The sequence below is a fragment of the Meiothermus cerbereus DSM 11376 genome, assembly GCF_000620065.1.
GTDB lineage: Bacteria > Deinococcota > Deinococci > Deinococcales > Thermaceae > Meiothermus > Meiothermus cerbereus.
The window spans coordinates 81,451-101,318 of sequence record NZ_JHVI01000013.1; the positions used below are offsets into that span (position 1 = coordinate 81,451).

Sequence of the window (19,868 nt, forward strand, 5' to 3'; positions counted from 1 at the left end):
GGGAAGCCATCCATCCACGCCCAGGCCGCCTGCAACACCAGCCCTTGGGTATTGCAACAAGCCTAGCCGTTCTCCGAAATGAGGGTTATGTTCTCGAGGAAGTCGAAGTCGCGGCGGTTGTGGGTTACCAAAGGGATGTCCAGCACCCTGGCGGTAGCGGCGATCCAAGCGTCGCCCGCACCGATGGGGCGGCCTTTGGTCAGGGCCTCGCTGCGAACCCTGGCCCAAGCGGTGCAGATCTCGTCGTCGGTGTGAACCACCACGAAGCTACTGAGCAAGACCTCGAGGCGGCGCCGCTTGCGCTCGCCCCAGTTCTTGAACAAAGCCCCGAAGCGCAGCTCGGCCACGGACTGGGCGGCCACCAGCAGTTGCTGGCCCTCCAGCATCGGCTGATAGACCTCCCAGAGCCTGTGCTCGTTGTAGGCGTAACTGATGATGTTGGTATCCACCAGCAGGTTCATCTGGGCACCGCACCCTTCTTGCGGGGCTTTTGCGGTTCGAAAAGCTCGAGCAGCCGTCGGTCGCGCACTTGACTCAGCTCGAGGTCGGTCTTGCGGGCCTCCTCGAGCAACCGCATGAACGCCTCGTTCTCGGCCTTTTCTTCCAGGGTTAGGGGGGGCAGATCCCTCTGAACGTCCTTCCAACAGAAGGGCTTGGCATCCTTCAGCAGTCGGGTCAGCCGCTCCTGCTTGGAGGAAGGGCGCTTCTCGAGAATTTCGTCGAAGCGCACGGGCCTGCCCAGGAGCTGCTCGAGGCCTGCCATTAGCTTGTCGAGGGTCTGGAGTTCCACCGCCTTGGCCTTGTTGTTGACCAGGTTGTACACCGTCGTCTTGGACAGCCCGCTGACCTGGGCCAGCGCCAGAGGGGTTTTCTTGTGCTGGCGCAGCAGGGGCTCGAGCTTGAAGTAGGTGGTTTCCATGGGTCAATCTTACCAGAAGTCTGGGAAATTTGCCTATACTATTTAGAAAAACGGACGCAAGTTGGCCCGAAAGGTGGGTCGTGGAAAGTCGCGTGTATCTCCAGAGGATGCCCCCTAAAACCCGGTAAATAGCATGCTGAACGACCCAGCCTGGTAAAAGCCAGGCTGTACTATGGTTCCATGCGCAGGGGAAGTGTGCTGGCTATCCTGGAAGAGCGCCTGCCAGGTCTGGCCGCACGTTACCAGATTAAGAGCCTGTACCTGTTCGGCTCCACCGCCCGCGACGAGGCCGACTCGAGCAGCGACGTGGATTTTCTGGTGCGTCTGGAGCAGCCCACCTTCGAAAACTACATCGGCCTCAAACACCACCTCGAGGACATGCTGGGCAGCAAGGTTGACCTGGTGAGCGCTAAAAAAGTGCCAGCCGGTTTGCGCCCGCACCTCGAGGCCGATGCGGTGCGGTTGGTTTGAAAGGGGCTTATGCGCCACACCAACACCCCCAACCCCCACCTGCTACTGCGGGTGCATCTCGAGCAGATGCAAGAAGCCGCCCAGCGCATCCTGGACTACACCGCCGGAATGGACTTTGCCGCCTTCAGCGCCGACCCCCGCACCCAGGATGCCGTGCGTTACAACCTGCACCGCATGGGCGTTGTGGCCGCCGCTCTGCACAAAAGCGAGCGCGAAGCGCTGACCGAACTACCCTGGAGAAGCATCCTGGATCTGCCCGACCTGGTAACCCACCTGCACTTTGGCATCCAGGACGAAATTCTCTGGGATTTAGTCACCCGCGCCCTGCCCTACTGGCTGGTGGTGCTGGAAGAGACCCTGGAGCAAACCCCCTGACCACGACCTCGAGCGCTGAACAATATGTCGCGTGCTGTACACTTTTTCTTCGCCCTGATCGGCCTGAGCGGGGCAGCCCTGGCCCAGACCCTTTGCCCACCCCCGGCCCAGGCGCCCCACCCGAGCCGCCCCATCACCGGCCTGAGCGCCCCCAGCCTCGAGCCCTACGACCGGGTCATGCAGCGGCTGATGGAGCGCTACCATATCCCCGGCGGGGCTCTGGCGGTGGCCAAGGATGGGCGGCTGGTACTCTCTAGGGGCTACGGCTGGGCCGATCTGCAGGCCAAAGAACCCGTGCAACCGGGCTCATTGTTTCGGCTGGCCAGCCTCACCAAGCCCATCACTGCGGCTGCGGTGTTGCACCTCGGCGAGGGCCTGGTGCTTCGGGGCGTCTACCCCAACCTGAACGCCTTCCTGAGCCAAAAAGCCTTCCAGATTGTCCAGATCAGGCCCTATGGCGGGCAGATCGCCGACCCCCGCCTCGAGCGCATCACCCTGCGCGACCTCTTGCAGCACTCGGGGGGCTGGCACCGGGGCTGGGCCGGCGACCCCATGTTCCGCCCCACCTTGAGCGATATTGCCAGGGCCATGCAGCGGCCCGAAACCCTGAGCAGCCAGGAGCTTATCGGCTTCATGATGGGCCGCCCACTCCAGTTTGCCCCCGGCAGCCGCTCGGCCTACTCCAACCTGGGCTATGCCGTGCTGGGACAGGTGATTGAGCAATTGAGCGGCCAGAGCTACCAAAGCTATGTGCGGGCGATGCTGCAACCGCTGGGCATTTACAGCGTGCGGGCCGGTAAAACCCGCCTGCAAGACCGCCTGCCGGGCGAGGTGCGCTACTACGACTTTCCCAAAGCCCCCCTGGTTAGGTCGGTACTGGACGGCAGCCTGGTCAACCGCCCTTATGGCGAGTTTTACCTCGAGGCCCATGGCGCCAACGGGGGCCTGGTGGCCTCGGCCCCCGATCTGGTGCGCTTTGTGGTGGCGCTGGAAGGCCTGCGCCCGCCTGCCCTGCTCTCGCGCGAAACCCTGGCCGAGATGTTCCGACGCCCCAAACTGCCCCAGTACGAAAAAAACCCGCGCTACTACGCCCTGGGCTGGGGGGTGCGGGTACCCCAGCCCCAGGCCCTCAATCCACCCCCGACCAGGGCCAGCGGACAGGGCAGCAGCGAACCCCACACCCCAGCGGGCCAGCCTCCCCTGGTGCTCACCTTGCCGTGGAAACAGCTCGAGTGGAGCCACGACGGAACCTTTGCCGGCAGCCGCACCTTGCTGTTACGCCTGCCAAACGGCGTGGTGCTGGCGGCTTTGTTCAACAGCCGCCCCTGGAACGACTGGAGCTTTATTGCCGAGCTGCGGCGGGGCCTCGAGAGCGCCACCCAGGCCGTGCAGCACTGGCCCGATTACGACTGTTTCTGAAGTGGGGATCGGTGCTTCTCGCCTTGCCCCAGTTCACCCCCCACCCGTTAGACTGACCCCATGCGTTACTGGCTTTTCGCCTTCCTAACTTTGTGCTCCCTGGCTTTTGCCCAGGTCACCCACACCGTCCAACCCGGCGAGACCCTGTACCGTATCGCCAAGCAATACAGCACCACCGTGGAAGCCTTGCAGGTGCTCAACCAGATCGGCGACCCCACCCAGCTCCGGGTGGGGCAGGTGCTGCGGGTAAGCGGGCAGCCCAGCACCGCCCTCAACCGGCTCACCCAGGCGCCGGCCCCCATCGAGGCCCTCGAGTGGCCCCGCCAGACTGTGCAGGGCCACCTGGCGGTAATCCGCATCACCGCCCCACAAGCGGTACAGGGTGAGGTTCGCTTCCTGAACAACACCTACCCCATCCAGCAAAACCGTGTTCTCCTGCCCGTACCGGCCCTGCAAGCCCCTGGGGTCTACCCCGCCCTGCTGCGCCTGGGCCAAGATGTGGTTCGGCTCGAGGTTCGGGTGGTGGCCGGGAGCTTTGGGCGCTTTGTGCTGCAGCTCCCCCCCGAACGCCAGGCCCTGCTGGTGCCCGAGCGGCTGCGGGCCGAGCGCCTGCGGGTGGTGGGCTCCTGCGACTTCAACCGGCCCCAGCAGTGGCGTGGCCCCTTCCGTAAGCCCATCCAGACCAACCGCATCACCGACCCCTTTGGCACCCGCCGCAGCTACGACCAGGGGCGCACGTTTTCCTACCACGAGGGGCTTGACTACGGCGTCCCCGAGGGTACCCCGGTCTATGCCCCGGCCCCCGGGGTGGTGGGCCTGGCCGAGCGGCTCTTTGTGCGGGGGGGCGCGGTTACGCTCGACCACGGGCTGGGGGTGTGCAGCGGCTACTGGCACCTTTCGCGCATTGTGGTGCAGCCAGGCCAGACCGTGCAGGCGGGCGACCTGCTGGGCTACTCGGGCAACACCGGGCTTTCCAACGGGCCCCACCTGCACTTTGAAATCCGGGTACGCGGCATCCCCACCAACCCCGCCCCCTGGTTCTTGAGCGCTCCGTAATACCGGCCTGCTACTGGGCGGCAGTGAGCACCGGACGAACTCCCTGCTCGGTCGCCAGAAACTGCACCGGCACGTCCCAGGGGTCGTGGGGCAGCTCCGGCAGAAGCAACGCCTCGGCCACCAGGCCCACCGTCAGGGTACGGGGGGGTAGCCTGGCCAAAAAGCGGTCGTAGAAGCCCTGCCCATACCCCAGCCGGTGGCCCCAGGGGTCGAAGGCCAGCCCCGGCACCAGCACCGCATCCAGGAGGTCGGGCTCCACCCGGGGTGTCTTTGCAGCAGGCTCCCAGAAGCCATACTTGTGTTTGACCAGCTTGCAGGGCAGGGGGTGCACCTCGAGCTGGTAGGCTCTCGCCCTGGGCAGGTAGTAGGTGGCCGGGTAAAGGCCTTGCAGCCCGGCGGGGTCTAGCTCGGAGCCAAAAGCGCTGTAGAGCAAAATGTGCCCAGCCCGATGCTCCTGCAGGAAGCGCGCCAGGTGCCGGTTGAGCGCTTGTGAAAGCTCCTCAACTGGCAGGTTTTTGCGTACTTCCTTGGCCCAGCGCCGGAGTTCAGCCTTGTTCATAGCTGTCAGTATTTCACCAAAAGCTGGCCTGCCCACCAACGAAAAGTTATTGGGGCGATAACCAAAGGCTGGTTGACAGTCGCAGGTGTTGTCTGTCAAAATCCTATGGGTGAGGGAGGTGACCCCTCGAGACAAATTTGTCCCCCAGGAGTCAACTATGCCCAGATACGTTTACCAGAACCTCGAGACCGGCGAGCAATACGAGTTCGAGCAGGGTTTTCACGACCCCGCCTACACCCATCACCCCGAAACCGGCGCACCCATCAAGCGCCTGATCTTTGCCCCGGCAGTGGTGTTTAAGGGCTCGGGCTGGTACATCAAGGATTCCAAGGCCTCGACCGCTTCTTCCTCGTCTAATGCGGGCTCGAGCTGTGCCACCGGTGCTTGCAGCACGGCAGCAGATTGAAACAACCCCAAAGCTAACAAGAAGCCGCGAGCGCTCCAGAAGGCTTGTGGCTTCTTTCCTCTTTCATAACAGGCGTTCAATGCACCATACTGAATGGCGTGTGGTGAAAGAGGTGAGGTGTGTATGTTCTTACTCGTAGGCATCGTAGTAGCTATCCTGGGAATCTTTTTGCTGGCTCAACCGGGTGGCCGGCGCGCCCTGGGGGTGCCGCTCCTCATAGCCGGTCTGGCCATAGCAGCCATATCGCAAAGCTTTGTGGTGGTTCCGGCGGGCCACGTGGGGGTGGTGTTCAACGTGTTTGGCGGCGTTCAGCCTTCTCCCCTGGGCGAAGGTTTTCGCATTGTGATACCCGGCATTCAAAGCGTAATTCTCTACGATGCCCGCCTAAAGGAGGTAACCCTGGCTAAGGGGCCAGCCCCAGCCGGTGCCAGCAGCCCCGGCGAGGACGCCATCAATGCGCGCAGTAAGGAAGGGCTGGAAATCGGGGTAGACATCACGGTGCAGTACCGCATCAAGCGCGACGAGGCCCCGCAGCTTCACCGCAACCTAGGGCCAGGCTACCTGGATACCCTGATCGTGCCGCAGATCCGCAGCAAGGTGCGCGACGCAGTGGGCCTGTTCAACGCTGCCGAGCTGATCAGCACGCAAAGAACCCAGCTCGAGGCCGCCGTTACCAAAGAGCTGCGCGAAGACCTGGGGGCCCAGCATATCGAGCTCATCTCGGTGCTGTTGCGCCGAATTGATATCCCGCCTTCGGTGGCCAAGGTCATCGAGGAGAAGCAGACTGCTGAACAGCAGGTACAGGTTGAGATTAACCGCCGCCAGCAGGCCGAAATTGCTGCCCAGCGGGCCGTGGTACAGGCCAAGGGCGAGCGCGATGCCGCCATTTTACGGGCCGAAGGCGAGGCCCAGGCCATCCGGTTGCGGGGTGAGGCCCTGCGGCAAAGCCCGCAGGTCATCCAGCTTACAGTGGCCGAAAAACTGGCCCCCAACATCAACACCATCATGGTGCCCACCACCGGTAACTTCCTGCTGGATTTGCGCAGTCTGCAAAACCTCAGCCAGCCAGCCCAGCCCGCACGCTAGGGGGCAGCCTCGCGCGGCTTTAGGCGAACCGTAGCGCCAGGCCCAATCCGGTTCTGGGCAAACCAGCCCTGTTTTACCTCGAGCACCTGTCTGTACACCACCCCCGGCTCGTAGACGCGACAGCCGTTGCCCTGGGGGGGTGTGGGGCAGGGCTCGACCTCGAGGATGGTCAGGACTTTACCCCGGCTATCCAAAAAGGCCACTGTGACTGGAGTCTTGAGGCCTAGCCCTGTCCAGCCGTCATCGCGGGGCTGCATAAAGCTATACAGAATGCCCCGGTCGGCCTGCGGACTTTGCCGAGGCAAGGTAACCCCCCTGGGGTTGATCAGCCTGTACACCGACAGCTCCACGGTTCCGCCAGGGCTGGTGATGCGCGCCACCGCTGTGGGTGTGAGCGGCATACGCTCTGGCGAGCGGTTCAGGATTTGACCCGCCAAAAAGTAGCCCGTTGTGGATAGCGCCACCGCCAGGGCCAAGAGCCCCAGGCCGTACCCTCGCAGATGCCCCTGACTCATGGGTTTGACACCACTTCAATCTCGAATAAAAAAGGCCATAGTTTACCGGTTACAAAAATACGCTGGTTCTGGCTGTCGTAGGCAATGCCGTTGAGCACGGCATCGGGGTTGGGGTTGCGGGCTTGGGCCAGCAGGGACAGCCCGGTCAGATCGAGCCAGGCTTCCACGTTACCGCTCTGAGGGTTGATGATGGCGATGCGGTGGGTCATCCAGATGTTGGCCCAGATGCGGCCCTGGATGTACTCGAGCTCGTTGAGGCGGGTCACCGGCTGCCCCCCCGCCCGCACCGTGAGGGTGCGCTCGGGCCGCAGGGTGCGGGGGTTCAGAAAGAAGAGCTGGGCCGAGCCATCCGACATAATCAGGCGTTGTCCGTCGTGGGTGAGGCCCCAGCCCTCGGTCTGGTAAGTAAAACGCCCCACCGGGTTGAAGTTCAGGTCGTAGATAAAGCCTTCCTGGTTTTGCCAGGTGAGCTGGTACAGGCGGTTTTGAAACAGGGTAATGCCCTCGCCAAAATACTTCTGCGGCAGCACCCGGCTTTGCAACACCCGCCCAGTCTTGAGTTCAACTTTACGCAGGCTGGACTGACCATAAAGGCCGGTGCCCTCGTACAAAAAACCTTGGTGGTAGATGAGCCCCTGGGTAAAGGCCTGGGGGTCGTGGGGGTAGGTGCCCACGATTCGGAAGCCCCAGACCGGAATCTGGGGCTGGGCCAGGGCCATCCCCAGCAGGGCCAGGAGGGTAAAGAACGCTCGAGCCACGCCTTTTACCTTACCGCAAGCCCCCAAAGATGAATGAGACCGGGGTCAAGGATTATCCAGTCCGGCCTCGGCCAGCAGGTTTTGTAGATGGCCCTTTAGCTCTTCGAACAGGGCCTTCGGGGGCTGGGTTGCGTCCAGCACCACAAAGCGCTGGGGTTCGGCCTGGGCCAGCTCGAGGTAGCCCTGCCGCACCCGCTGGTGAAACTCCAGAGGCTCGCGCTCGAGGCGGTCGTGCCCTTCAAAGCGCTCCAAACCCACCTCGGGCGGCAGGTCGAACAGGAAGGTTTTGCGGGGCTTTATACCCTGGGTCGCACCCGAGGCCACCGCCTGCAGCCAGCCCAGGTTCAGCCCCCGCCCATAACCCTGGTAGGCCAGCGAGGAGTCCAGCCAGCGGTCGCACAGCACCACCCTACCCCTCTCCAGAGCGGGTCGAATGAGGGTCTGCATGTGCTCGGCGCGGTCGGCGGAGTAGAGCAGGTACTCGGCCTCGAAGCACATGTGGTCTTGGTGGAGCAGCAACTCTCGGATAGCCTGTCCCAGACGGGTGCCGCCCGGCTCACGGGTCAGCACCACCTCGCGGCCCTTTTCCCTCAGCCAGTCCGCCAGCAAGCGGGCCTGGGTGGACTTGCCCGCCCCTTCCGGGCCCTCAAAGGTGATGAACAAACCTTTCATAGTCCGGTCGGATGCTCGAGGAAAACCCACGGCAGGCCAAACTCCTGCTCCAGCCGGGCCGCCAGGGCCTTGACCCCGAAGGTCTCGCTGTCGTAGTGGCCGGCATAAATCACGTTGATACCCAGCTCAAAGGGCTCGTGGTAGTGGGCGTGCGAGGGCTCGCCGGTGATATAGAGGTCGCAGCCCAGGGCTTTAGCCAGCCCCACGTCGCCCGCTCCACCCCCCGAAACGATACCCACGCGGCGCACCGCCTCCAGTCCGGCCCGAACCACCAGGGGTTGCATGCCGGTCAGTTCACCGATGCGCTCTTCTACCAGGGCCAGTGGCTGTGGCTCGGCAAAGTGGCCTACCCAGCCGATGTTGCCATACTTGGGGTGGGGAAAGGGCTCCAGGCTTTGCAGCCCCAGCTCGCGGGCCAGGACAGCGTTGTTGCCCACTTCGGGGTGGGCATCCAGCGGGAGATGGGCCGTGTAAAGGTTGATTCCCGCCGAAAAAAGTTTTTCCAGCCGCTTCTTCTGGTGGCCCACAATTGGGAATTGCTGCCCCCAAAAGAGCCCGTGGTGGGTAATCAAAAAATCCACCTGGGCCAGGGCAGCCTTATCAAAAATCGCCTGAGCTGCGTCTACCGAGACCCCTATTCGACGTACCTCGGCCCTGCCCTCCACCTGCAACCCATTGAGCGAGGGATCTTTGAAGTCGTGGATTTTGAGATACTCATCCAGCCAACGTACTAAAACATCGCGGTACATAGCTGTCAGTCTAAAGCCGAAGTTGCCCAGCTAAAAGCACAAGGCCGTTTATGTGCCTTCCCTCAATGCCTCGCGAACTTCTTCTACTTCGTTCCAGGGGATGGTTTCGGTGCCCCGCTCGAGCGTCCGCTCGTGGCCTTTGCCGCTAAAGAGCAAGGTATCACCCGGTTGGGCTTCCCGCACTGCATAGCGGATGGCTTCACGCCGGTCGGGTATCAGGGCAAAGCGGCGGGGGTCGCCGTGGGCCTGGGCCATGGTCTCTAAAATGGCCTCGAGCGACTCGGTGCGATGGTCTTCCTCGGTGAAGACGGCAAAATCTGCCAGTTGAGCCGCCACCCGGCCAATGCCCACCCGACGGCTGGGGTCCTGGTTGCCGGCAGCCCCGATCACCACCAGCAGGCGGCCCTGGGTGGTGGGGCGCAGGGTCTTGAGGGCGGCCTCGAGGCTGGCCCCGGTGTGGGCAAAGTCCACAATCACCCGAAAGGGCTCGCTCTGCACAAGCTGCATCCGGCCCGGCACGCCGGGGAAGCCGGCCAGGCCCGCCTGAAGCTGCTCTACCGAAAGTCCCATCCGGGCCGCAGCCGCCATCGCGGCCAGGGCGTTGTCGGCATTAAAGCTCCCCACCATTGGCACCTGCACAGCAAAAGTTCCAATGGGTGAGGCCACCTCGAAGTGCAGTCCATCGCTTCTTTGCTCCAGGTGCTGGGCCCGCCAGTCGCCCTCTGCGCCATACGTCCAGGTATCGGAGCGCCCCGCCAACGACCTCGTCCAGGGGTTGTCGCGGTTGACGATGGCGAACCTCGAGCGCTCCAGCAGCTTCTTTTTCTCGGCAAAGTAGTTTTCCATACTGCCGTGCAGGTCGAGGTGGTCTTCGTAGAGGTTGGTGAAGATGCCCACCTGATACTCCAGTCCCCGCACCCGCTCCAGCGCCAGGGCATGGCTGCTCACCTCGAGCACGGCCTGCTTGCAGCCTGCCGCCACAAACCGCTGCAGCATCTCCTGTACCTGCGGCGCTTCGGGAGTGGTAAAGTGGCCGGGCAAGAAAAGCTCTTCGTCACCAATTTTGATCCCCACCGTGGAAAGCCGCCCCACCGGCGGATGGGCCGCTTGCAACAGGTGATGCAGCAAGACCGTAACGGTGGTTTTGCCTTTGGAGCCCGTGACCCCCAGCAGCTCTAACTTGTGGGCCGGATACCCCCAGAACGCCGCCGACAAGTCGGCCAAGGCCGCCCGCGAGTCCGAAACCTGCAGGTAGGGCACATTTAGGCGCAGCGCCCGCATCCCCACCACCGCCACCGCCCCGTTCTGGATGGCCTGGGGAATGTAGTCGTGCCCGTCGAACGGCTTGCGGCTGGGCAGGGGCACGCCGGGAACGGCCACAAACACAAAACCAGGCTGCACCAGGCGCGAGTCGTGGGTTATACCCAGAGCCTCCTGGGCCGGGCCGCTCTGACCGAATAGCGCAAAAAGCTCTTTGAGGGTAGGCATCCAGAACTCCCGCCTATGTTTTACCGGAAGTCGCCCCCATAAGCTACCCTGGGGGATTTTGTCTTCGCGTTATGGGAACATTCCGCAAATCTACTGCATAGAGGTAGCCCCTGGCCGCTTTATGCCCATGCTGCAGATCTACGCTTTCTTCCCCAACTGGCTGGTGAACCGGGGCTGGGTGCGCACACGCCTGGAGTACAAAGGCCCTGCAACCAAGGTCGAGGCCGTTTATCAGCGGGGTGCCGAACGCTTCAAGCTCGAGCTCGACCAGCAGGGCCGGAGCGAACGCTATAAGCTCGAGATCGATTTTTGAGCGGTTTGGGGGAAAACTCGGCACCTGAAGTTGCGGTAAGCCGTGGCTACAGGCGGGGTCAGAAAAAAATCAATCCCCCCAGGACGGGGGGGCGAATATGCCTGGGCAAAATGCAGGGGGAATTTGGCGCCAGGTTAGGTGCTTGGCCCCGAGGGGTTCCAATGGGAACCTTATGAGCAGGGGTGGCTCAGGGCCAAGCAACAGTAGCCTAGCAACAAGTTATGCAAAAGATATTGAAGCCTGTGCAAACCACATAAGGCCGAAAAAGTCTGTGGCATCCTGAAGGCGATGTACCGCGCCTACTCCACCTCCCACTGTGTGCTCGAGCTGCCCGAATACCATCCGTTCCCAAAATACAAGTACGCCGGGGTGGCTGAGGCCCTGCAAAGCCACCTCGAGGTTCGTCCAGCCCCAGCCATCAGCTGGGAGACCCTAGCCCTGGCCCACAGCCAGGACTACCTGCAAAAGCTTCGCCTGGAAGGGCTAAGCCGCCAGGAGTCGCACAAGGTTGGGCTGCCCTGGAGCCAGAGCCTGCTAACACGGGCCCTGCACGCGGCTGGGGGCACCCTGGCCGCTACCCTGGATGCCCTGCAAACCGGGCTGGGCTTCAACCTGGCCGGAGGAACCCACCACGCCTATTCGGATCGGGCCGAGGGCTACTGTCTGTTCAACGATGTGGCCGTGGCCCTGGCCCACCTGCGGGCCCAGGGCTGGCAGGGCAGGGCGTTGATCGTAGACCTGGACGCCCATCAGGGCAATGGCACCGCGGCCTTTTTTCGCGACGACCCCACCGTGTTCACCCTATCGGTACACGCTGAGCGCAACTACCCACTCAAAAAAGAGCAGAGCGACCTGGACGTGGGCCTAGAGGATGCCACCGGGGATAAAGCCTACCTCGAGGCCCTGGAGCCTGCGCTGGAACAGGCCTTCAGCCACCAGCCCGATCTGGTCTTCTTCAACGCGGGGGTAGATGTGCTGCAAAACGACCGCTTTGGTCGCCTGGGGCTTAGCCTGCAAGGGCTGGCCGAGCGGGATCGGCGCGTTCTGGAAAAAACCCAGCAGGCCAATCTGCCTTTGGTCATCGTGATGGGCGGCGGCTACAACCGCGACCCCCAGACCACCATCGCAGGCCATGCCCAAACCTACCGGCTGGCGCTCGAGGTTCTAGGAACGCGCTAGTCCACTTCGCCCAACGCGGTCTTCACCTTTTTTGCCGCTGCACGAAAATGAAAATGCGTCTTCCAGGGGGTGGCGTGAGCCATAGCCACAGTGTGGCTAACCTAGCCCAGACGCATGTTTTCGAGTGCCCTAGCGGCAAAAAATCCGCCCTGAACAGTACTTGTTATGATCGGGATTTTACCATTCCCTCTAAAGACCGCTCTAAACTGGGGCTTTCGCTATTGACAAGGAGGCGATGCCCAAGCGATGGCCTGGACAACCATTTGAACCAGTGAGCACCACTGGACAATGCTTTTTTCGCCAAACGGAGTGAGGGGTTTGCGCCAGGCTTCACAGCGATGCACCTCATTGAAGTGCGCCTACGTGAAGCCAGCATTCCCGCCTCCAGTTCAAACTGCTTTATAACCAGCTCGCAGGGTGGTTCAGGAACGCCCAGAAAAACTTTCCAGCAACTCGGCTAGCCGGTTTCGGTTAAGGTAGTGTTGTTCGGCACTCTGCTTGAGCAACAGCAAATCCAGTTTGTTGTTGAGCCCTGCGTCTATCAGGGGCTGCAGGAAACGGCGATCCCCTACGCTGGCACACACGGCCTCGGCAAGTTCGCGCGTTTGCCGCAACACCTTCCGGGCGCGGGCATCCCCCATCGCGGCCATCTGGGTAACGGTTTCGGCCAGGCTCATGGTCTTGCTAATTTAGCCCCTGGTGATAAAAAGTGAATTAACACCAGAGCAAACTACTGGACGGCATGGGCGTAGCAGGTTCCAGTGTTCAGAGCGTTCTTCGCAAATATTGAGCTGCTTACAGCTTGATTGCTTTGTCCTGCACTGCACAGTTGTCTCCCAGAGGGGAGGCCCCGTCTGTGAAGAGTGCGATAAAATCTGTATTCGTGAAGCTTTTGAACGAAGCCGAGGTGCGGGTACTGGGCACCCTGATCGAGAAGCAGTACGCCACCCCCGACCACTACCCCATGACCGAGAATGCCATCCGGCTGGGGGCCAACCAAAAAAACAACCGTAACCCCGTCACCCACTTGAGTGAAGCAGAGGTGCGCGAAGCCCTCGACGCGCTACAGCACAAGCGGCTGTGCGGCATGTTCCGCGAGCATGGCGCACGAGCACCCAAATACCGGCAGTTTTTAGATAGGGAGTTTAAGCTCGAGCCCCCCGCCACCATCCTGATGGCCCTGCTGATGCTGCGCGGTCCCCAGACCTTAGGCGAGCTGCGAACCAGGGCCGAGAGCATGAACCACAGGTTTGCTTCGTTGCAAGAGGTTGAAGCAGTAGTGCAGTCCTTGATAAGCCTGGCACCCCATCCGCTCGTAACCCAGCTCGAGCGCCAGCCGGGCGAGCGGGAGGTACGCTACGCGCACCTTCTTGCCGGCACACCGGCCCCCATCATTCGGATGGAAAGCAGAAGTGAGCTCGAGCGCCGCCTCGAGGCTCTGGAGGTCGAAGTACGCGACCTGCGCATCCAGCTGGAAGAGCTCAAAAAAGCCCTGGGCGGCTAAAAATCCGGCAGGTCTTGGGGACGGTTGGCATTCAAGAACAAGTGGGGGCCAAAACGGGCCTCGAGCGCCTCCTTATCCAGCACCACCAGGGGGATGCTGCGCAAAAGGGCCTGCATTTTGAGCTCCCCCGCCTCGAGCCGACGCAAGACCTCGGGCTCGAGCGACTTGTGATAGAAAGCCCCCAGCGGCTCGAAAAAACTGCCTGAAGCCGCCACCACCGCCTGGCTGTCGGGCCTGGCCTGGCTCAGCATGAACCGCCAGAAATCCTGGGTTAGAAAAGGTTGGTCGCAGGCCGCAATCGCTACCCAGTCGTACCTGGCGTGGGCCAGCGCAGCGTGCAGGCCCGTAAGGGTATCCCCCCCAGACCTGAGGTCTGGGTACATCGTCCCCAAGCCAGGGTAAGGCCGGTTAGCAACCACAAAGGACTCCGAGGCTCCTGCCATAGATTCCAAAACCCAGGCAACAAGGGGTTTTCCCCGGTATGCATACAAAGCCTTGTCCTGCCCAAACCGACTGGACGCTCCCCCTGCTAAAATGGCCCCACTCCACTGCATTTGCTGCTAGTATAACCGAATGGTTGAATTTCCCGTTGGTCATGAGTTTTTTGTGATATTCCTGACAGTATCCTGACATGGGGCTGACAAGCTATAGGCGTTCGTGGTGCCGAAGCGCATCACAAATCAAACAGGAGGCGTTAATGAAAAAACTGCTAATAGCCACCACTACACTCTTGGGTCTGGCCAGCTCCGGCCTGGCCCAGGTGAGCTTGACCGGGGCTGGGGCCACCTTTCCCTTCCCGGTTCTCGCCAAATACTTTGACGAATACCTAAAAGTAACCAACGGCCAGGTGCGTGTTAACTATCAGTCCATCGGCTCGGGTGGGGGACAGCGTCAGCTTATCGAACAAACCGTGCACTTCGGGGTTTCCGATAACCCCTTCAACGACCAGCAGATGGCCGACATTCGCAAGAACACCGGTTCACCCGCGCTTAACATCCCGTTCGTGCTGGGAGCCGTGGTACCCACCTACAACCTTCCGGGCGTAACGCAGCGTCTCGTCTTTAGTGGGGAGCTATTGGCCGACATCTTCCTGGGCAATATCAAAACCTGGAATGACCCCGCCATTGTCAAACTGAACGAAGGTGTGCGGCTTCCTCCTCTGCCAATCACCGTAGTACACCGCTCCGACGGCTCGGGCACAACCTTTGTATTCACCGATTACCTAACCAAGGTTTCGCCGGAGTGGGCTCAAAAGGTGGGACGCGGCAACAGCGTCAACTGGCCTGCACCCAATAAAGTTGGTGGGCGCGGCAACGAAGGGGTGGCTGGCGTGGTGCGGCAAACCCCCGGGGCCATCGGCTACAACGAAGTAACCTACGCTGTACAGAACCGCATTCAGTATGGTGCCGTGATCAACCGGGCTGGCCGGGCCATTGTGGCCGATCTCCCAACCATCACTGCTGCCGCAAACGTGGTCATGCCTGGGGATGCCCGCATTTCGCTGACAGATACTAAAGCCCCCGATGGGTATCCAATCTCGAGCTTTTCTTACATACTGGCCTACGAAAAGCTGGACAAAAACAAAGCCTTCAAAAGCGAGGCGGAGGCCCGCGCCTTTGTGCAGATGCTTAAGTGGGTTGTCACAGAGGGTCAAAAGTTCAACGAGCCTCTAACCTACGCCCGCATTACCGAAGTGGCTCAAAACCGTGCGCTTGCGCTGATCTCGCGCATTACCTACCAGGACAAACCCATCGGCAAGGAGATTGTAGGCCGCTAAATACATGCTGGAGGTGGGGGTCTCATGGGCTCCCACCTCTTTTGTAAACTAAAGGCGTGCGCATGCAAGAGGTTCCTATACAGTCTCCCCTTATCAAACGAAAGCCCTCGGCAATTTACCGGGTTCTGGGCGATCGTATTTTCTTGGTTTTAGTTCTAGCGCTGGCTTTGAGCATCGTTTTGCTCACCCTGGGTCTGGGTTACTACCTCTATCTGGGTGGGTCACTGGCTATAAACAAAGAAGGGGTTTTTGGTTTCTTAACCGGAACCACCTGGGATCCGGCTTTGAAGCTCGAGTTTGGCATCTGGCCCTATGTTGTGGGAACGCTGGTTACAAGCCTAGCAGCACTAGTTTTGTCTGTTCCGGTGGCCCTTGCGGCAGCCGTCTTTACCGCCGAGTACGCTCCCCGCTGGCTGGCGGGCTTTATCAACTACCTAGTAGACCTGATGGCTGCTGTGCCGAGCGTGGTCTATGGCATCTGGGGCATCTTTGTTCTGGCCCCGTTTTTGCGAGAAATCTTTTATATGCCTGTTTTTTTGTGGGCTGCAGAAAACGCCCCCTGGTTGTCTCGCTATCTAGGTAACCCCTCTGGCTATGGCATGTTTACTGCCATCGTAATTTTGTCGAGCATGGTCATTCCCTTCACAGCCGCCCTCTCGCGCGATGCCATCAATCTGGTTCCTGCCGCCCAGCGCGAGGGTGCCTATGCCCTGGGAGCCACCCGCTGGGAGGTCATGCAAATGGTAATCCTGCCTTACGCCCGGGGTGGCATTTTCGCTGGGGCCATGCTGGCGCTGGGCCGTGCCCTGGGTGAAACAATGGCGGTAGCGATGGTAATTGGCAACGGCAACATTCTGCCCTACACCCTCTTTGGCCCCGCTTCCACCATGCCAGCCGTAATTGCCCTCGAGCTGAAAGAAGCCGTGGAAGACCTGCACTACTCGGCCATTATTGGAGTGGGTTTTTACCTCTTTCTAATCGCTTTTATCGTCAACGCAACTGCAAGCTACCTGCTCAACAAACTAAAAGTGGGGGAGCAACGGGCTTAGAGGATAATATTATGCGCAACCTTCAAGCACGCTATACCCGCGACCGCCTGATCTTCATCGTGGTCATCGTCGGCACCATCCTGGCAGCCCTGCCGCTCACGCTGGTGCTGGGCTACGCATTGGTCAATGGCTTTTCTTCGCTCAACTGGGATTTTTTTACCAAGGCCCCCAAACCTCCAGGCGAACTCGGGGGTGGTATGGCCCCTGCCATCGTTGGTACGCTGCTCATCACCGGCGTGGGCTTGCTAATGGCAACCCCCTTCGGGGTTGGGGCTGGCATCTTGTTGGCTGAGTACCCCGACAACAAACTTAATCCCACCCTGCGCCTGCTTTCCGATACCCTAAACGGAATGCCAGCCATCCTGAAGGGGTTGCTGGCTTATGTGCTGGTAGTCAAGACCCAGGGCTCTTTTTCAGGCTTCTCCGGATCGCTGGCCATGGCTTTTATCATGATTCCTATCATTGCCAAAACCACCGAAAGCGTGCTCAAGCTGGTTCCCTGGAATATCCGCGAGGCGGGGCTGGCCCTGGGTTTACCCCGCTGGCGGGTAATTTTGTCCCTGGTCTTGCCCGCCGCCAGAAGTGGCGTTGTAACCGGGTTGTTGCTGGCTACTGCCCGGGCCGCAGGTGAAGCAGCCCCCCTTATCTTTACTGCCTTTGGCAATAGCCTTCTTACCTTCGACCTTTCAAAGCCTATGGACGCTCTTCCACTGCGTTTGTACGCTTATGCCATCAGCCCCTACGAGGATTGGCATCGCCAGGCCTGGGCGGCTGCCGTGGTGCTGCTTGGTCTAGTTGTGCTAACCAGTCTGTTGGCCCGCTGGGCGACCCGCGGGCGTTAAGGGAGTAAAACATGCGTGAATTTAGTTCCCTGATCGAATCCGACCAAAACGGAGCTATGACCCTCGACCCCACCCTTAAGCCCCGCGTCGAGACCCGACACGTAACCGTAATGTACGGTCAAAAATCAGGCGTTAAAGACGTAAGCATGCCCATCTACGCCAACAAGGTGACAGCCCTGATTGGCCCTTCGGGCTGCGGGAAAACCACTTTTCTTCGTGCCCTGAACCGAATGCACGACCTGACACCCACCGCCCGCGTAACCGGCGAGGTTCTGCTGGATGGCGTCAATGTCTATGCCCCTGGTGTAGACCCGGTAGAGGTGCGACGCAAAATAGGAATGGTGTTCCAAAAGCCCAACCCCTTCCCTACCCTGTCCATCTATGGCAACGTAGTTGCAGGCTTGCGGTTGGTGGGCATACGCAAAAAATCTCTTCTGGATGAGGCTGTGGAGCGCGCACTTAACCAGGCGGCTTTGTGGGACGAGGTCAAAGACCGACTTCATGCACCCAGCATGAGCCTCTCGGGGGGACAGCAACAGCGTTTGTGCATTGCCAGGGCCCTGGCCGTGGAGCCCGAGGTCTTGTTAATGGACGAACCCACCAGCGCCCTCGACCCCATCTCGACCCAGTCCATCGAAGACCTGCTAAATGAACTCAAAAATCACGTTACCATTGCCATCGTAACCCACAACATGCAGCAAGCAGGCCGGGTTTCAGACTTCACCGGCTACTTCCTGAACGGCGATCTGGTGGAGTTTGGCCCCACCAGTTTGTTGTTCACCACCCCCAAAGATAAACGCACTGAGGCCTACATTACCGGTCGCTTCGGATAAGCGCTTCCACAAGCTGGTTGGCGGGGTCGCCGGCTTCCACAAGAACCTCATTAGAGCGCTCTTCATGGTTCTTGAATCTCTCACACAGCACATTGGCCTCTCGGATGAGAGACCACACGCGTGAAGAGTTCGATAACGGCGGTCAGGTGGTCTGTTTGGGCTCGGTGGGTTTTTGTGGAGTAGCCAGGTTGAGGCCATTGTATTTCTTTTGACAGGCTTCAATACCTTCGGTCGCCCAGACTTGAATCGCTTCGGCGGCCATCTGGACTACCTTTTCCATCACCGGCACTAGCTCGGGGTGAAAACCGGAGAGCACCCAACCCGCTCCCTGCTCAGGCGTGGGGGGCTTGCCAATTCCTATGCGAAGACGGTGGAAATTCCGGGTGCCCAGATGGCTTGTAATGGATTCCAAACCGTAATTACCAGCGTTGCTTCCCCCTGCTTTAAAGCGCATGCGCCCTGGCGGCAAATCCAGCTCGTCGTGAACTACCAGAATGCGCTCGGGTGGAATCTTGTAAAACCGGGCCAGCGGCCCTACAGCCTCTCCGGTAGCGTTGTAGAAGGTGGTGGGCTTGACCAGCAAGCCCGAAACCCACTCACCCGAGCCCTTCTGAAACCGTATTTCAGCAATAAGGGCATTGCCATTGGGGCGGAAATCCGAGCTGAGCCGATCCAGCACCCAAAACCCCACGTTGTGCTTGGTTCGGGCGTACTGGGCTCCAGGATTCCCTTGTCCGACAATCAAGAGCATACAAATAAAAAGGGCCGAAAGCCCTCGAGAACGGCAGCCTTCGGCCCCAAGCCTGGGTAATGGGCTTACTTCTCCTCTTCAGTCTTGCCCTTCTTGATAACTTCTACTTCGGCAGGTGTGGCTGCCGCCTCGGCCGTGAGCTTATCAGCATCCTCGGGTGGCACGATGGCCACTATGGTATCGCGGGGGTTCATGGCAAGCTTGACGCCTGGGGGAAGGCTCAGTTCATCGGCGTGGATGCTATCGCCAATGCGCAGGTGGCTTACGTTGACCTCGATGTGGGGCGGAATGGCCTTGGGCGAAACCTTGACCTGGATGTCGTTGTTGACCAGCTGGAGCACACCCCCCTCACGCACGCCCTGAGCCGTACCCACAATCTTGACCGGAATCCACATCAGCACAGGCTCATCCGAGAGGGCGTAGAAGTCTACGTGTTCGGGACGACGGCGGCGTTTGTCAAGGTTAATCTGACGCACCAGGGTGTCGACGGTTTTCCCGTTGTCGAGCTCGAGGGTAATCACATGGTGAATCCCCGCGGCCATGAAGACCTTGTTGAACTCTTTAAGATCCACCATGACCTTGTAGTTTTCGCTACGGTTGTAGACCACCCCGGGCAGTTTGCCGGCGTCACGCAGGGCCGCGGGCTTTTCATTCCCACGGGTTTGGGCTTTTATGCGGTATTCCATTCCCTTCCTCCAAAACTTTTCCGTTGCCAGACATCAACCAGCACTGGATTTTCTTATTTGCTCACACCACCCCAATAGGAGGGGTTCAAAACACAAGCCTTCAAAGTCTACCATAACCCCCAGCCGCTCGAAAAGCCTTAGACAAGACAAGGGTGCATCTCAGCAATTCCGTACAGGGAAAGCCCTCCACCTCAGGGCCTCGAAGGCCACCAGCGGATGGGAACTACATAGCTGGGCGCGGTGGGCTGCTGTGCGCGAAGCCCCAGGGCGACTCCACTGCATCCCCGAGCGTTTCATGCGGGCACCGATGACATGCTTGTTCATCCCCTCCACCTGGCCTGAACCGATGGGCCAGCCCCGGGCTTTATAGGCCGGGTAGTCCATCCGATCGGCCCTTTGCTCCAGGTACTGGATTGCGCTGCGGGCCTCTTCCGACCAGCTCTGCCGCTCAGGAGCGGTAG

The 19,868-nt window shown here is 60.4% G+C and carries 25 protein-coding genes and 1 pseudogene; 13 read left to right on the top strand and 13 right to left on the bottom strand.

What is annotated here, in order from left to right; all coding sequences use genetic code 11:
- Positions 1–62 precede the first annotated feature (62 nt).
- Both Q355_RS0106190 and Q355_RS0106195 read right to left on the bottom strand, forming a co-directional pair.
- A complete protein-coding gene (locus Q355_RS0106190; RefSeq protein WP_027876997.1) occupies positions 63–461 on the bottom strand; it encodes a type II toxin-antitoxin system VapC family toxin in 399 nt (132 codons plus the stop codon).
- Positions 458–919, bottom strand: coding sequence for a helix-turn-helix domain-containing protein (locus Q355_RS0106195; RefSeq protein ID WP_027876998.1), 462 nt, complete (start codon positions 917–919; stop codon positions 458–460). The genes Q355_RS0106190 and Q355_RS0106195 overlap by 4 nt, the downstream gene beginning before the upstream one ends.
- Positions 920–1,099: 180 nt before the next feature.
- On the opposite strand from Q355_RS0106195, the gene Q355_RS0106200 reads away from it, so the two are divergent.
- From Q355_RS0106200 to Q355_RS0106215, 4 genes are read left to right on the top strand one after another with little or no spacing between them, the layout of a single operon-like run.
- Positions 1,100–1,390, top strand: a complete 291-nt coding sequence (locus tag Q355_RS0106200; protein WP_027876999.1) for a nucleotidyltransferase family protein — start codon at positions 1,100–1,102, stop codon at positions 1,388–1,390.
- A 9-nt stretch (positions 1,391–1,399) separates the two neighbouring features.
- Complete coding sequence (locus tag Q355_RS0106205; RefSeq protein WP_027877000.1) at positions 1,400–1,765, top strand: HepT-like ribonuclease domain-containing protein; 366 nt, start codon at positions 1,400–1,402, stop codon at positions 1,763–1,765.
- A 24-nt stretch (positions 1,766–1,789) separates the two neighbouring features.
- Entirely contained in the window at positions 1,790–3,184 is a 1,395-nt protein-coding gene (locus Q355_RS0106210; RefSeq protein WP_027877001.1) for a serine hydrolase domain-containing protein, read from the top strand.
- 60 nt (positions 3,185–3,244) lie between these two features.
- A complete protein-coding gene (locus Q355_RS0106215) occupies positions 3,245–4,240 on the top strand; it encodes a M23 family metallopeptidase (RefSeq protein WP_027877002.1) in 996 nt (331 codons plus the stop codon).
- 10 nt (positions 4,241–4,250) lie between these two features.
- On the opposite strand, the gene Q355_RS0106220 is transcribed toward Q355_RS0106215, so the two are convergent.
- Positions 4,251–4,799: a 5-formyltetrahydrofolate cyclo-ligase gene (locus Q355_RS0106220; RefSeq protein WP_027877003.1), complete on the bottom strand. Its 549-nt coding sequence runs from the start codon at positions 4,797–4,799 to the stop codon at positions 4,251–4,253.
- Between the two features lie 157 nt (positions 4,800–4,956).
- Between Q355_RS0106220 and Q355_RS15485 the strand changes: the two genes are divergently transcribed.
- A complete protein-coding gene (locus Q355_RS15485) occupies positions 4,957–5,205 on the top strand; it encodes an FmdB family zinc ribbon protein (RefSeq protein WP_051529337.1) in 249 nt (82 codons plus the stop codon).
- A gap of 123 nt (positions 5,206–5,328) precedes the next feature.
- Positions 5,329–6,291, top strand: coding sequence for a prohibitin family protein (locus Q355_RS0106230; RefSeq protein ID WP_027877004.1), 963 nt, complete (start codon positions 5,329–5,331; stop codon positions 6,289–6,291).
- On the opposite strand, the gene Q355_RS0106235 is transcribed toward Q355_RS0106230, so the two are convergent.
- The 5 genes from Q355_RS0106235 to Q355_RS0106255 are packed head-to-tail and all read right to left on the bottom strand — an operon-like array spanning position 6,288 to position 10,473.
- The gene (locus Q355_RS0106235) at positions 6,288–6,806 is read right to left on the bottom strand and encodes a DUF192 domain-containing protein (RefSeq protein ID WP_027877005.1); all 519 of its coding nucleotides are present in this window, start codon (positions 6,804–6,806) and stop codon (positions 6,288–6,290) included. The genes Q355_RS0106230 and Q355_RS0106235 overlap by 4 nt on opposite strands.
- Positions 6,803–7,564, bottom strand: a complete 762-nt coding sequence (locus Q355_RS0106240; RefSeq protein WP_027877006.1) for a glutaminyl-peptide cyclotransferase — start codon at positions 7,562–7,564, stop codon at positions 6,803–6,805. Before Q355_RS0106240 ends, Q355_RS0106235 begins: the two co-directional genes overlap by 4 nt.
- Positions 7,565–7,609: 45 nt before the next feature.
- Entirely contained in the window at positions 7,610–8,236 is a 627-nt protein-coding gene (tmk, locus tag Q355_RS0106245; RefSeq protein WP_027877007.1) for a dTMP kinase, read from the bottom strand.
- Positions 8,233–8,985 carry a Nif3-like dinuclear metal center hexameric protein gene (locus Q355_RS0106250; protein ID WP_027877008.1) on the bottom strand — a complete coding sequence of 251 codons (753 nt, stop codon included), beginning with the start codon at positions 8,983–8,985 and terminating at the stop codon, positions 8,233–8,235. Before Q355_RS0106250 ends, tmk begins: the two co-directional genes overlap by 4 nt.
- Positions 8,986–9,033: 48 nt before the next feature.
- Positions 9,034–10,473: a UDP-N-acetylmuramoyl-L-alanyl-D-glutamate--2,6-diaminopimelate ligase gene (locus tag Q355_RS0106255; protein ID WP_027877009.1), complete on the bottom strand. Its 1,440-nt coding sequence runs from the start codon at positions 10,471–10,473 to the stop codon at positions 9,034–9,036.
- 58 nt (positions 10,474–10,531) lie between these two features.
- On the opposite strand from Q355_RS0106255, the gene Q355_RS15490 reads away from it, so the two are divergent.
- A complete protein-coding gene (locus tag Q355_RS15490) occupies positions 10,532–10,786 on the top strand; it encodes a hypothetical protein (protein WP_245597513.1) in 255 nt (84 codons plus the stop codon).
- Positions 10,787–11,074: 288 nt separating this feature from the next.
- The gene (locus Q355_RS0106265; protein WP_027877010.1) at positions 11,075–11,965 is read left to right on the top strand and encodes a histone deacetylase family protein; all 891 of its coding nucleotides are present in this window, start codon (positions 11,075–11,077) and stop codon (positions 11,963–11,965) included.
- Between the two features lie 422 nt (positions 11,966–12,387).
- Here the strand turns inward: Q355_RS0106265 and Q355_RS0106270 are convergent, their stop codons facing one another.
- A complete protein-coding gene (locus tag Q355_RS0106270; protein ID WP_027877011.1) occupies positions 12,388–12,642 on the bottom strand; it encodes a hypothetical protein in 255 nt (84 codons plus the stop codon).
- A gap of 206 nt (positions 12,643–12,848) precedes the next feature.
- Here Q355_RS0106270 and Q355_RS0106275 point away from each other — a divergent pair, with 206 nt between their 5' ends.
- The gene (locus tag Q355_RS0106275; protein WP_027877012.1) at positions 12,849–13,469 is read left to right on the top strand and encodes a YceH family protein; all 621 of its coding nucleotides are present in this window, start codon (positions 12,849–12,851) and stop codon (positions 13,467–13,469) included.
- Here the strand turns inward: Q355_RS0106275 and mobA are convergent.
- Positions 13,466–14,023: a molybdenum cofactor guanylyltransferase gene (mobA, locus tag Q355_RS0106280; RefSeq protein ID WP_027877013.1), complete on the bottom strand. Its 558-nt coding sequence runs from the start codon at positions 14,021–14,023 to the stop codon at positions 13,466–13,468. The genes Q355_RS0106275 and mobA overlap by 4 nt on opposite strands.
- A 143-nt stretch (positions 14,024–14,166) precedes the next feature.
- Between mobA and pstS the strand changes: the two genes are divergently transcribed.
- The 4 genes from pstS (at position 14,167) to pstB (ending at position 17,970) form a co-directional block, all read left to right on the top strand.
- On the top strand, positions 14,167–15,246 hold the full coding sequence (gene pstS, locus Q355_RS0106285) for a phosphate ABC transporter substrate-binding protein PstS (protein ID WP_027877014.1): 1,080 nt from the start codon (positions 14,167–14,169) through the stop codon (positions 15,244–15,246).
- A 62-nt stretch (positions 15,247–15,308) separates the two neighbouring features.
- Positions 15,309–16,295, top strand: a complete 987-nt coding sequence (pstC, locus tag Q355_RS0106290; RefSeq protein WP_027877015.1) for a phosphate ABC transporter permease subunit PstC — start codon at positions 15,309–15,311, stop codon at positions 16,293–16,295.
- 11 nt (positions 16,296–16,306) lie between these two features.
- Entirely contained in the window at positions 16,307–17,137 is an 831-nt protein-coding gene (gene pstA, locus Q355_RS0106295) for a phosphate ABC transporter permease PstA (protein WP_027877016.1), read from the top strand.
- Between the two features lie 56 nt (positions 17,138–17,193).
- Positions 17,194–17,970: a phosphate ABC transporter ATP-binding protein PstB gene (gene pstB / locus Q355_RS0106300; protein WP_027877017.1), complete on the top strand. Its 777-nt coding sequence runs from the start codon at positions 17,194–17,196 to the stop codon at positions 17,968–17,970.
- A gap of 142 nt (positions 17,971–18,112) precedes the next feature.
- Here pstB and pth read toward each other — a convergent pair whose 3' ends face one another.
- The 3 genes and pseudogenes from pth to Q355_RS16875 form a co-directional block, all read right to left on the bottom strand.
- The gene (pth, locus tag Q355_RS0106305; RefSeq protein ID WP_027877018.1) at positions 18,113–18,721 is read right to left on the bottom strand and encodes an aminoacyl-tRNA hydrolase; all 609 of its coding nucleotides are present in this window, start codon (positions 18,719–18,721) and stop codon (positions 18,113–18,115) included.
- 65 nt (positions 18,722–18,786) lie between these two features.
- Complete coding sequence (locus Q355_RS0106310; RefSeq protein ID WP_027877019.1) at positions 18,787–19,407, bottom strand: 50S ribosomal protein L25; 621 nt, start codon at positions 19,405–19,407, stop codon at positions 18,787–18,789.
- A gap of 159 nt (positions 19,408–19,566) precedes the next feature.
- Positions 19,567–19,868 (bottom strand): annotated as a pseudogene (locus Q355_RS16875) (hypothetical protein); the annotation flags it as partial.

Excerpts from the sequence above, each read along its gene's own strand:
- Q355_RS0106190 (WP_027876997.1), bottom strand. The coding sequence starts at position 461 with ATGAACCTGCTGGTGGATACCAACATCATCAGTTACGCCTACAACGAG.
- Q355_RS0106195 (WP_027876998.1), bottom strand. The coding sequence starts at position 919 with ATGGAAACCACCTACTTCAAGCTCGAGCCCCTGCTGCGCCAGCACAAG.
- Q355_RS0106200 (WP_027876999.1), top strand. The coding sequence starts at position 1,100 with ATGCGCAGGGGAAGTGTGCTGGCTATCCTGGAAGAGCGCCTGCCAGGT.
- Q355_RS0106205 (WP_027877000.1), top strand. The coding sequence starts at position 1,400 with ATGCGCCACACCAACACCCCCAACCCCCACCTGCTACTGCGGGTGCAT.
- Q355_RS0106210 (WP_027877001.1), top strand. The coding sequence starts at position 1,790 with ATGTCGCGTGCTGTACACTTTTTCTTCGCCCTGATCGGCCTGAGCGGG.
- Q355_RS0106215 (WP_027877002.1), top strand. The coding sequence starts at position 3,245 with ATGCGTTACTGGCTTTTCGCCTTCCTAACTTTGTGCTCCCTGGCTTTT.
- Q355_RS0106220 (WP_027877003.1), bottom strand. The coding sequence starts at position 4,799 with ATGAACAAGGCTGAACTCCGGCGCTGGGCCAAGGAAGTACGCAAAAAC.
- Q355_RS15485 (WP_051529337.1), top strand. The coding sequence starts at position 4,957 with ATGCCCAGATACGTTTACCAGAACCTCGAGACCGGCGAGCAATACGAG.
- Q355_RS0106230 (WP_027877004.1), top strand. The coding sequence starts at position 5,329 with ATGTTCTTACTCGTAGGCATCGTAGTAGCTATCCTGGGAATCTTTTTG.
- Q355_RS0106235 (WP_027877005.1), bottom strand. The coding sequence starts at position 6,806 with ATGAGTCAGGGGCATCTGCGAGGGTACGGCCTGGGGCTCTTGGCCCTG.
- tmk (WP_027877007.1), bottom strand. The coding sequence starts at position 8,236 with ATGAAAGGTTTGTTCATCACCTTTGAGGGCCCGGAAGGGGCGGGCAAG.
- Q355_RS0106250 (WP_027877008.1), bottom strand. The coding sequence starts at position 8,985 with ATGTACCGCGATGTTTTAGTACGTTGGCTGGATGAGTATCTCAAAATC.
- Q355_RS0106255 (WP_027877009.1), bottom strand. The coding sequence starts at position 10,473 with ATGCCTACCCTCAAAGAGCTTTTTGCGCTATTCGGTCAGAGCGGCCCG.
- Q355_RS0106265 (WP_027877010.1), top strand. The coding sequence starts at position 11,075 with ATGTACCGCGCCTACTCCACCTCCCACTGTGTGCTCGAGCTGCCCGAA.
- Q355_RS0106270 (WP_027877011.1), bottom strand. The coding sequence starts at position 12,642 with ATGAGCCTGGCCGAAACCGTTACCCAGATGGCCGCGATGGGGGATGCC.
- mobA (WP_027877013.1), bottom strand. The coding sequence starts at position 14,023 with ATGCAGTGGAGTGGGGCCATTTTAGCAGGGGGAGCGTCCAGTCGGTTT.
- pstS (WP_027877014.1), top strand. The coding sequence starts at position 14,167 with ATGAAAAAACTGCTAATAGCCACCACTACACTCTTGGGTCTGGCCAGC.
- pstC (WP_027877015.1), top strand. The coding sequence starts at position 15,309 with ATGCAAGAGGTTCCTATACAGTCTCCCCTTATCAAACGAAAGCCCTCG.
- pstA (WP_027877016.1), top strand. The coding sequence starts at position 16,307 with ATGCGCAACCTTCAAGCACGCTATACCCGCGACCGCCTGATCTTCATC.
- pstB (WP_027877017.1), top strand. The coding sequence starts at position 17,194 with ATGACCCTCGACCCCACCCTTAAGCCCCGCGTCGAGACCCGACACGTA.
- pth (WP_027877018.1), bottom strand. The coding sequence starts at position 18,721 with ATGCTCTTGATTGTCGGACAAGGGAATCCTGGAGCCCAGTACGCCCGA.
- Q355_RS0106310 (WP_027877019.1), bottom strand. The coding sequence starts at position 19,407 with ATGGAATACCGCATAAAAGCCCAAACCCGTGGGAATGAAAAGCCCGCG.